This window comes from Paenibacillus sp. Z6-24 (assembly GCF_054161335.1).
Window position 1 is genome coordinate 4,122,563 of record NZ_CP096398.1, and the last position, 11,985, is coordinate 4,134,547.

Annotated in this window: 5 protein-coding genes; all 5 read right to left on the reverse strand. The window is 40.7% G+C overall.

Annotated elements, in window-relative coordinates; all coding sequences use genetic code 11:
• Positions 1-160 precede the first annotated feature (160 nt).
• Positions 161-3,085, reverse strand: a complete 2,925-nt coding sequence (locus M1D61_RS17880; protein WP_458119956.1) for a DUF2357 domain-containing protein — start codon at positions 3,083-3,085, stop codon at positions 161-163.
• Between the two features lie 21 nt (positions 3,086-3,106).
• Complete coding sequence (locus tag M1D61_RS17885; protein ID WP_458119957.1) at positions 3,107-5,389, reverse strand: MrcB family domain-containing protein; 2,283 nt, start codon at positions 5,387-5,389, stop codon at positions 3,107-3,109.
• Positions 5,390-5,543: 154 nt separating this feature from the next.
• Complete coding sequence (locus M1D61_RS17890) at positions 5,544-6,716, reverse strand: DNA cytosine methyltransferase (RefSeq protein ID WP_458119958.1); 1,173 nt, start codon at positions 6,714-6,716, stop codon at positions 5,544-5,546.
• A gap of 210 nt (positions 6,717-6,926) precedes the next feature.
• On the reverse strand, positions 6,927-9,302 hold the full coding sequence (locus M1D61_RS17895; protein ID WP_458119959.1) for a hypothetical protein: 2,376 nt from the start codon (positions 9,300-9,302) through the stop codon (positions 6,927-6,929).
• 14 nt (positions 9,303-9,316) lie between these two features.
• A complete protein-coding gene (locus M1D61_RS17900) occupies positions 9,317-11,914 on the reverse strand; it encodes an ATP-binding protein (RefSeq protein WP_458119960.1) in 2,598 nt (865 codons plus the stop codon).
• Positions 11,915-11,985 lie beyond the last annotated feature (71 nt).

Genomic DNA, 11,985 nt, shown 5'->3' on the forward strand with positions numbered 1-11,985 from the left:
CTTCGCACTGGAATAATAAGATGAATAATAGGAATAAAAGCCGTAATGCGTCTGAATGCATTACGGCTTTTTCTGTGAATAGTCTATTCTATCGGGTCAGTTATTATGGTTTCAGCAGTATGAGCTATTAAAGCTACTACTGCTATTCTTGCTATCCCATCTATTCTGGCTCATCCACCGATACATCCACCACACGCTGGGCCAGATCGACATATTCGTTATCCAGCGATACTTTGACCCGGCCCTGTCTGCGCTTCTCGCGCCACTGTCGCAGGTCTTCCCCGGATTCCAGCCGCAGTTCGGCCAGCTCATGGGCACGGTCGAAAATATACTTGCTCGTATACAGCAGCGTATAGATGCCCTGTCCCCCGAGTGCAATTGGCTCTTCGCGTTTCTGCCAGCGCTCTACGGTAAACTTCACATACAGCTGGTCCCCACGCCGCTCATCTGCCGGAATCTCGGTAATCTGCCTCCGCTGCACAATTTGCCAGCCGGTAATACGGCCGTAGGAATGGATTCCAGCCATGCCCAGCGCACCGAACTTGCGTCTGGACTGGTACATAGCGACGTATTCCAATTGGGTAATGACCTGGGCATTGGCAAAGTTCTTCAGCGGTACATGGTAGAATCCATGCTCCAGCGCCAGCTTCACCTGCTCCGGTCCGCGTACCGATCCGACGATCATGTTGTGGGTCTGCAGCTTGTTGACGTAATATTCTTCCGTACCGCGCGGCGTTGTGGATCGTTCGTATGCCTTTTCCGGGCTGTCCTGGATCAGTTCATGCAGGAACTCCTCCACCAGCGACGTCGCATTCGGCAGGAAAGGCAGCGCTCCTACATTAATTCGCCGGACACTTTTATAAAAGTGGTGCTGGCGGTACTGCTCTTCATTGCCGTACGGGAAGAGCACATATGCGCCATACATGCTGCGTTCGTAACGAATGCGCGCGGAATCGGCAGCTTGGCCGACAGTCGCACCGGTCGCTGGCGGATTACCATCGGGCACATCTCTGGTGGTAAGGGCTTCAGCATCTGTATCTGCATTTATATCGGCATCTATATTTGAATTTACATCTACACCTGCATTCCAATTTACGTCTTCATCTGTGCCCGCAACCTGCTGTGCGTTCCAATCCGAATTGATATTCCCCTGCTCCTCTACCCCATGCACAATTGCATCCCGGTAACGGTGCATCGTATTAATATCTTCCTCCTGCGGTCCCGGCAATCCATAGCTCGCCTGGTAGGCGCTGCCCGGCTCGGCAACATTGAGCCGGTATTTGGCATCGAAAATAAAACTGTATTCCTGCGTCTTCCCGGCATCGATCTTCCGCAGGGACAGCACATTATCCGGCCGCTGCGGCAGAGTCGGCGATCCTTTGCGATCCGGCGCACTGTTATAATACAGTACAAAGGTCTCGCCATTACGCGGATTCACATATTCCATCCGCGAACGCTGCCCCCGGTCCAGTGTCACGAACAGACCGGAATGGTTCATCCGAATGACATTCTGGCGAACCAGCTGGTACTTGCGGCCGAGCAGTTCGTTCAGCTTAAGGAAGCACCAGTATTCGTACAGCTGCGAGATTTCTTTCATGGACAGGCGCAGCAGATCGCTCTGGATCGACAGCCCTTTGAGCAGGGTCAGATAATACCGGTACATCTCCCGGTAACCCGGCGCCATCTGCATGACCAGACTGAGATTCATGCTGCGCATCGGGGACAGCTGCTGCAGCCAGCCGGCAGACAGCATCCGCTCCATACGTGAGATCATGCCATCCACCCGGCGGACAAACTGCTCATCATAGCTGCGGCTGCGGTAATTCTGCGGCCGGTTCAGCTGTTCGTACTGGTCACGCAGACGATGCAGCTTGCCCAGAATACGCTCCAGCATCCAGCGCAGCATCCGGTTCTCGGCAGTATCGTACGAGATATGCTTGACCGTATCGAGCAGCCGGGTCGGCCGGTAGTCTTCGCCGCGAATATGCAGCGCTCCCCGACGGGATGGGTCCTGCTGGAAAAGGTCCTCCCCTGCTCCATCCCTTATTCCCCGCATAGGGTCCGGCATTGTGCCGCGTCCATCCTGCTCATGACTCATTCGTTCGCTTCGTTCTCCGCTGACCGTTCCATCCTCACCGCGCATGGGACGGCCAGTCAGCCCACTTGCTACAGAATCATTTGCAATATGCAGATTCCCCGGCAGATTTCGCCCAGTACGGCCATCTTCCCTGGAGCCAGCAGCACTATCTCCACCGGATAGAGAACCACGCTCCATCCACGAACGGCGCTGCAGCTTCTCCAGATGCTGTGGATGACGGGCCAGATAGCTGCTGTTACGCCGGCTCGCCCGTTTGACGAGGGAGGCATTGCGCAGCTCCAGCTCCCGGTTCATCTGGTGATGCGGCTGGGCCGCGATCCGCTCCATCGCCCGCTCCATCTGCCCGAACAGATGCGAGATAATCGAGAAGAATTCACTCAGACTCTGGTGCTCACTCTCCCGCAGCGAGACCGACTGGTACGTACGCTTGAGAAAGTCAAAGGACAGATTGTACACCTGCTCGTTCACCTCGCGCAGCAGAGCGACATAGTCCTGCTTGTAATCCAGCTTGGACGGGAACACCTCCAGCTCGATCGCAAGCAGCCGCTGTCCATTCGCCCGCAGCTCCAGTTCCGTAAAGCCCACTTCATTGCGAAAGTTCAGCATCCCGGACAGCAGCCGCTTGCCCTTGGGCGTGACCGCTTCCCGCAGCTGCCGGTTATCATGGTAAAAGGTCACCGACCACTCCACGTCATCTGCCCGCTCGAACACAAACTCATACTCCTGCTGCTCGTAAAAGCACGGCAGCACCGCCGCACCTGCCGTCCACGGCACCAGCTGCCCGTCCACCGGCGAAAAGACCTGCACCGACTGCACCTCAATCTCCGGCGACAGCGCCATACACTTCAGATGCGCATCTACCCACTCTCCGTCTTCCCGGTGCAGCTGCAGCGTCTCGACCGCCGGATGGTACGGCCTCCCCTGCATATAGATGCTCCCGATGCTCGTCTGGATCTCCAGCAGATTCACACTGTTATTCAGATTCATACGCACCTCCTGCAGAGATCATCAGGACACCCAGTAGGATGTGAACCCATCCTCATCCAGCCGCCGGATCATATACACCAGCTTGCGCGCACTCTCCGGATACCGCGCCTCCGGCGGCGTCCCGCCCCGGCTCCACCGACTCCAGAAATCATCGTCGTCCTCCAGCGGCGAAGGAATGCGTACACTCCCCTTCAGGCAGAGCTTCAATAGATTCACCAGTGCACGCCGCACGCCGGATTGACTGCCCTGGATGCGCGGCAGAATCTTCTGCAGCAGCTGCAGATCGAAGGCAGCCTCTTCGGTCATCAGACCAAAGCGCTCGTTGTACACAAGGTAAAAGCACACCGCATCCCGAATCCGGAAGCCCACATGCGCATGAATATCCTCCAGAATCTCATTGACCGCCACCAGCCGCTCGGTCGTGCGAATGATCAGCTCCTGGTGATCCTGCAGCGCATCGATCAGCTGCAAATAGTCACTGCGCAGGAAAGACTGCTCCACCGGCACCACATCCACCAACTGCTGGCTGTCCCCGGTGAGACTCGGCAGCTGCATGAGATCGATCGCGTTGAATTCAATCGTATTCGCCCGATCCAGCACCCGCTTGCTAAACGGATACGTCGTCTCGTCCATATTGACCGTCCCGACGATATAGACATTCTCCGGGATGCCGAGGTGGCCGTAGCGGGACTGGTCTTCTTCGTTGTCGAGCGCTCCCTCGGAAATAAGCGGATCGGTTACAATATACCGTCCCTGCGCTGTCTGCACACTGCTCCCATTCCGCGGACGAACCGAATCTCTCGACTGCCCTCCAGCGGAAACAGACATATGTCCCGTATCCAGCCTGCTCTCCCGCTGTGCTCCTGTCTGGCGAGTTCCATCCTCCATCCAGTGCTGCGTCTCCAGCAGGCTCATCATATCGCTAAAATAATGCTCCACCCGCGCCAGATTCATCTCATCCAGACAGACAAAATACGGCTTCTTCCGGTTCTCCCGCCGCGAAGCTTCCGCAATGACCATCGTGAGCGGTCCCGGCTTGAACACACCGGACAGATCCTTGTACCCGATCAGATCTGCCGGATCGCTCCAGTCCGGACGTACCGGTATCAGCCGGAACTGTCCGTTATCTGCGGTAGCCCCTACTGCCTCCGCGAACAGGCGGACCAGCCGCGTCTTGCCCGTACCGGAGATGCCTGCCAGAATGACAAACGGCCGCGTCTTCAGCGACAGATAGAAGTTGTGCGTCAGCGACTCCGGGAAATAAAAGCCCCGCTGGAACACATACTGCTGAATATGCTCCAGTGTCTCCCGTACATCCCGGTCACGAATACGCGGTGAATACGAGTCCGCATTGCTCTCTTCACGGATCTGACTGCTCCATACCGTATTCGGTGTAATCGCCGTGCTCTCGATATAGAACATATAACTGTCCATCGCATCCCACAGATCCGTGATCAACTGCTCATTATCCGGCAGATGATCGGCTTCATAGTGGAAATAGGCAATTGTCGACATCTGGTAATCATCTCCGAGCCGCCCGTCTCCCAGTTCGATATCATCCGACATCTTCATCCGGCTGGCCGGCAGCCGGGAACGAATCTCCTGCGTACGCTCCTGCAGATAAGCCAGTCCCTCCCCGCGTCCCAGCTGACTGCGCGCCTCGCCCAGTCCCTGGTTGAGCGTGAGATAGATCCGCTTCATATCTGCCGAGAACAGATACGCTACATATACACCGCGCTGGATCGTATCCGTAATCTGCGGGTACAGCACCGCAATCCAGGGTATGGTCGCCCAGTTGCCACGCCCCACCGATCCCTGGACTTTGAAATGATTATGGATAAACGGTAGCGACTTCAAATGCTCCGGTATATCCCGCCGCACATACTCGGCCAGCGGATGCCCGGACAGCGACTGCGCCTTGGCCTGCTGGTAATTGCGAATGATGTTCATCAGGTCCTCACGCAGCGAGAAATCCGACTGCGGCGGCGCATAGTAGGCATCCAGCTCATCGAGGGTGAAGTGATACAGTTCGTCCAGTACAGCCGGATTGAGCTGGTCGTAGATCTCCGGCTTGAAGCCGATCGTGTAGCCGGAGTTGGGATAGTCCAGGATGGAGGATAGTGCCTCGATAGGTGTATCGATTACGTACTGTACTCTGTTCAAAGGCAGGTCTGCCCAGCGGAAAGCCATTCGGGATGGCGGTGCATCTACTGGCTCGCTTCTGGCTTCACGTTTTTGGAAATAGTCCAGAAAGCGTTCTTTGATACGAGTCATGGACACTTCGCGTTCACGGCTCGCTCGCATTTCTTCTATGAGTATGAGGATGAGGACCATTTTGTATGATTTTTGTTTGTGTATGAAAATGTTTTGGAGTTCTGTTGGTAAGGTCATAAGTATTCTCCTATAAATTATTAAAAAATAAACCATGACAAGTTTAAGGTCATGGTTTCAAGCAATATTAGTTATTATAAAATAAATTTAATGTCCTTCTGATTTCTTTAGCAATTAAATCAGCTTGTGCTGTTGGGACACCATTGCTAATCAATTTAAATTTAGATGTTAACGTGATGTCCTTAGGAAGTATATATTCATCTGGTACAGTTTGGATTCGTAAAGCTTCTCTTACACTTAATCTTCTTGGCAAAGTAGGATGTAAGTGAACTTCATTATTTCCATAAGCTACCGTTGGACTAAATCTATACCTATGAATCCTTTTAAAAGACTTTCTCTGCGTATCACCTTCTTGAATCTCTTGAAATTTTTTAGAGAAAGGATTAAACACTTCATTTTGATTAGGAAAATTTTCTTGTATATTTTCTATAGCATTTTTCACTAATAAGCTCGAAAACTCTTCTGGAATTAATTTAGCTTCTTCAAAAACGGTACTTCCAAACTCCCATTTCTTTGGCCATTGAAATATTTTCGGATTTTCAAATTTTATTAATGGCCATCTAAAAATAAATCTATCATCACTATTTCTTTTTAAAATATCATTATTTCGTTCTAAAACAAAACCCTTACTTTGCATATGTTCAACTACTTGATTTAGAAATGCCACTACAATTATTCTTGGTCGGTCTTGAGGAAACCCATAATTTAAAGGGTTAATTATATCATACCAAACAGTGTATCCTAATTTTTCTATGTTGGTTATTAAATCTAAAAAATTTTCTCTATGAGATTTAGTTCTGTATAATCCCTCTACATTTTCAAACAACAAAAATAAAGGTTTAACTTTTTCAATTATGCTATAGTAGCTTAAGATCAATTTACCACGTTCGCCAATTATTCCTATATTTTTACCTCCTATAGAATAATCTTGACAAGGGGGGCCTCCTATGACCCCTTCAATTCCTTTATAATCTTTTCCTATTTTATACTGTACAAATATGTCTGATACGTCTGTAGAATCATTAACTAAAGAATGAGTAATTATATTCTCTGAAAAATAAGGATTTTTAGAATTAGATACATAATTTGAAAGTGCAAAATTATATGCTTGGATAAATTTCAAATCTATTTCATGAGCAGCTTGAATTTGAAATCCATTATTCATAAACCCAACATCTAAAAAACCACCACCAGAAAATAGCGATATGATTGAGTAACTTCTTTTGTCTAATAATCTCATTAATTTACCTCTAATCTTTCCAAATACAATAACTTTATATATTTGTATTTAAGTTACGATTTAATAATAGAATTATATTATATATTGAGAAATTAGAGTAATAAAAATTAGTTTGAGAATGTGATTTTAAAATCCTATGCAAATATATAAGATGAGTTATTTTTATATCTTACAAAATAACTCATCTATTTAGGATCATGTAATTATAATTTATTTATCAGTAACTAATACTTCCCCTTGTTTATCTATTTTTATCTTACAATTAATTCCTTCAATATATATCCCTTTAACCAGATGTTTTACTTCTATTCCAATTGGTTTTCCTTCTGAATATAAAGGATTATTTTTGTCCTTTCCTTCTACAATATAAGTTAAATTTTGTTTAGAAATAGTAAGCTTATTTAATTCTTCTTTCAATATAATATCTTCCAAAGTAAATTTTTCTTTATGATGTTTACGAATTTCATCTCCCCTTCTGATTATATAAGGTATTTCAATATCGATTCTTTCGATATTATTTTTATTATTTGCATTTGTGATCTTATTAAATCTTATGTCAGTAGACGGATGAACAAATTGATTTTTTTCGATAATCAAAGATTCTGATGTTACGCAGTCTAGCCTTGAGAATTTTTCATTTACTTTTTTGATTTCTAAACACAATTTAACATTTTCTAAAGGTTTACTACTTACTCTCTGATTTTTTCTAGTCAAATAACATGTGAAGTCAATTTCTTTTGTTTCATCAGTATTAATCAATTCTTCGTATTCCTGTCCTGGAAATCTAACATATACTTTTACATGAGGTAATTCTACAACTCGTGTTAAGCCTATAGTATTAATTCCTATCCTGCTTTTATGTTCCCAATACGAGTTAAGTAAAATATCTAAAAATTCGGCTTTTATACGACATAGTCTTTTAAGTGGAAAAACTATTTCTTCACATTGATTTGAAGCTAACGAAATATTATCAATTATAGAAATATCCGTATTGTTGAAAAATTCCAGATCCATATTTGATGATTGTAAGATTTCAAAATGCTTTAAATGAAAATTCATTTTTTGTTGAAGTTGATAATAATATTCTTTCCAAAATTTTGGTAAGAACCTTTGAATATCTGGGTTTAGAGGCGAATTTAAAGCTATTTTACTTTGACCGTCAGAATTATATACACATAAATCTAATAACTCAAAGTCGCCAGTATCTGTTCCTTCAAGGTTAACCTTTAAAACTCCAAAATCATCTTCTTGAGCTTTTTTAAAATAATTAAACTCAATAGAATTTATTTTTTTCTCTACCTTTTCATTATTATGCTTTTTTATGAAATTACTTTTTAGTAATTCAGCATATTTAGCTTTTCTTTTAATAGGTTTACTTCTAATCATAAGATCACAATCTTGCCCTACTAAAATAAAAAAATTTTCTTCATTTAAAACAAAAATATCACCAGGGGCTGGCGGGCGATGCATCATATTTACACTATAATCAAATAATTCAAAAGTATTAAGTTTTTGAATATCACGTTCATCATCTATATTAATAGAAGAATTATCAGTTAAGAGTTCTTCCTCCAAAAATTGAGTCAAACCTAAAATAAATTTATAGGTTTCATTATCAGTACTACTAGTAATATTTTTTTGTGTTTCATATTGTGCTGCTATATTAAACCAATTCAATATAGCTTCGTAAGAAGTTATACCTTCACTATGTGCCATACCAGCTAGGTATATAATATTGTCTTTTTTAGATAAGGCCATACTACTAGCTGCTTTTATAGATTCAGTTTGCAAAGAACTTAATCTTTCTAGTAATATACTAAAAGCGCAAATTGCCAATCCTTTTGCAATAATATTCTCGCTATCCTTTATATTTTTATCAACTTCAAATAAAAAGTAATCTTGTTCTGTTACTCGTGTATCAGCTTTTTCTTCTTCTGGCTGAGTAGTGTATATAATAGTGATTAAATTTTCCGGTTTTTTTTCAGCTAGTAACAAGTCATTTTTAATAAAATTAATACCACCTTGACTATCATCACTAATCATTTTATCAACTATAAACATGCAGAATTCAGAAGAGTGTAATGACATATGAATCTCATTTAATATATCATCTATGTCTGGAATATATTTGTATATTCTCAAAGAGACATTTTCTGATATTCCTCTTATTTTTTTATAATTACTTATATTTTGAACTCCAATCCCAAAGTTTAGAAACACATTTTTCAAATTTACTTCTATACTTAATTTTTCCTCTATAGTTAATTTAATTTGCTCAAAAAGAGTTAAGTCTGTATCTTTCAATTTAAAAAAGACTTGTTTAGCTTTTAATGCCTGCATAAATGATTCTTCTTCATAAAACTTCAATATAGATTCTTTAGCTTCCGAAATTTTGTTAGCTAAAGAATCCATCCCGTCTCTTTTTAATCTAGCTATGAAGTCTTGATAATTCCTCTCTTTTAGCAAAAGTATATCATTGATTATGGTTTCTACTTTAATATTATCAGGTATAGTAAAATCATCATCTATAAGTATTACTAAACCAATATTAAGTCCCATCATTAACTCTTCAAGTCTATCTTGCACTGATTACCCTCTCCTTAATTAATTTCCTCTTTTTTCAAATAGATAGCGAATATATAACGATTCCCAAAAACATTTCTATCTGGCAATAATTCAATATCTCCTCCAAAAGACCTTAGTAGGTTACGAGTGATATACATTCCCAGACCTCTTCCCTTCTCTTTTCCAGACACCAATGGTTGAAATAAAGTGTTTTCCATTCTTCCAAGGACTCCAGTTCCTGTATCCGAATAATAAATTACACCTTCATCTTGTCGTTGAATTTGTATTCTCTCTTTTTCGCTATATGAATAAATTTTATCTTGTTTCTGTTTATTTTTTCTTTCATGAATCCAATGAAGAGAATTATCAATTAAATTGTAAAAAATATGAACCAATACACCTTTTGGTACAAACCAAGTCATGTCAATTGTAGAGTAATCTATCGTTACTGCACGTTCTTTTAATCTATTTTCTAAACGAGATTCTAAATCAGATAAAAATGATTTTAAATTTTCATTTACAAATTCATCTGCTGTACCATTCCGTAAAAACGTTTTTTCCATCAACTCATAGAAATTCCCTAGTTCTTTCATTCTTTGTCTCATAAAAGAATAATCTTCAGATATAGGATTTAAATGCTCACTGATTAATAAATACTGATCATGTTCAAGAAGATACTTAATAATATTATCAAAGTGACTTTCTTGGTCTTTTGAATTATTAATATTACTAAATATAGAATGCAGTTCATGTGTTAGAACTTCTGTAACTAATCCATTTGCCATAAGCTTATAGTTATTATAAGATTCTACCTGTATAAGTTTTCTTTCACTCTCTACTTCTGATACTAGCTTTCCTGCTCGTTTCAATTGTATAGTGGTATCATGAAAAGCATCTTTAAATGATTTTGTAGTAGCATTTAAATATTCTAATGCTGTTTTTACATTAGGATCGTGATGACCTTGAAGCGTAGATTTCAAGCTTTTGTAAGCTTTATCTAATTCAATAATTTTTTTACTTGTTTCTTCAAATTGAATGTTAGTATTATTAACAGTAATTTTTAAATTATCTAACGATCGTTCGGGGACTAATTTTTTATCTTTTAAAATTTCTTTTGTTATATAAAAAGCTGATTGGCTAAATGAATAAAATATGTCATTAAATATCGTTTTAAGAAAGGATAGTAAAATTTTAGAATGTTGATTATCGGATAAATTTAATCTAGAACTTGTTTCCTTAATATAATGTTGATATGGGTCATTTACGCTTACATAACCAATAACATTACCTAATTCGAATCTGAAAAATTGTTGTCCTTTAGTTCTTTCCTGCTGTAATTGTAGCCAGTCACTGTCTTTATCGCCAAGAGTAGTCACGCGATTAGTATTCCTATAAAGCTTCACTCCATTATGCGCTTCTAAAAATCTTGCTACTTTTTGAATAGTAAACTTCCTTTTTAACTGCCCTAAATTTTTTGCAGAAGATATTGCCATAGCTGATAATTTTCCTGAGCGCTTAAATGAATATACCTTTCCGCTGATTGGAGTGAGAATTTTCAAAGCATCTAAGTAATCAGAAGGTATTTTGAATCGATTTTTAAATTGTTCAATATTTAAATCTAATATGAGACTCTTACTATAATGTTCTAAATTCTCATTAAGTAACTTGTTATACTCCTTAGAATCCAATTTCCAATCTTTAAAAACATCTGCTTCCATTAATCCAGAGTGTACTCTTTCTAAGTACCAGGGCTTTAAGTTCATCTCCATTTTTAGAGTAATATCTTTATCATTTACTTGATTAAAGGAAAAACTATGCAATGTTTCAGCTATATTAATAATTTCGCCATTAAAATCGTTTGTTACTAATTCGTTATTAAGATAAATTTGGATATTAAATTTTTCTTTCTTTTCTTCAAAAGGAGAGATTAGGAAGCCTAATAGGGACCCAAACTCTTCTGATATTTGTAGTTGCGATTCGTGTTCTTCTTCAAATAAATTAAGTTGCTGACTACGTTTATCATCTATTAAATCATCAAAATTGTTATAAGAATCAACAAACCAAAGTCTTGTATATGCTATTTGTTTCTTGTCAAGTTGAAAATACTGCATTTTTATATCTTCTAATAATGACTCCGATTCTAAAAAATCACTCCAATTAATTTTAACAATGTGTGTTTTTTCAGAAACTGCATTTGTAGTTTCCATAATTAAAACTCGGCTTAATCGCTGAGCTGCTAACCTTCCAATCCCTTTTTCTCCCAAGGGTAACCTATCATTATTTGTTTCTTTTTCCACTTTCTTTTTCTTCTTTATATCTGTCCCAATCGTAAAAAAACCTTCAATTAAATCATCACGTCCCATACCATCTCCATTATCTTCAAGAACGATAACTCTTTTGGTTACTTGCAAAGACTCTATCACTGCATCTTTGACCTTTAAATCAAGTGGATTAAGAAACTTTTCAGAATTGATAAAATCTTCAGAATCAAAAAAATAAAGTTTTACTAGATCTGCTTTAGCATCATACGAATTTTTTATCAATTCTGTAATTGCAATTTCATCACTGGTAATAAGATCTTTTCCTAAGTGTTCTAAAATACGTGAATTAATTGAAAAAGTAACATTCTCCATTTTTCACCTCTAAATTATTAGTATTTAAAAACATACTCTAAATTAAATTATCAGGTCTAATCACCTGGATC

Excerpts from the sequence above, each read along its gene's own strand:
- M1D61_RS17900 (WP_458119960.1), bottom strand. The coding sequence starts at position 11,914 with ATGGAGAATGTTACTTTTTCAATTAATTCACGTATTTTAGAACACTTA.
- M1D61_RS17880 (WP_458119956.1), bottom strand. The coding sequence starts at position 3,085 with ATGAATCTGAATAACAGTGTGAATCTGCTGGAGATCCAGACGAGCATC.
- M1D61_RS17885 (WP_458119957.1), bottom strand. The coding sequence starts at position 5,389 with ATGCGAGCGAGCCGTGAACGCGAAGTGTCCATGACTCGTATCAAAGAA.
- M1D61_RS17890 (WP_458119958.1), bottom strand. The coding sequence starts at position 6,716 with ATGAGATTATTAGACAAAAGAAGTTACTCAATCATATCGCTATTTTCT.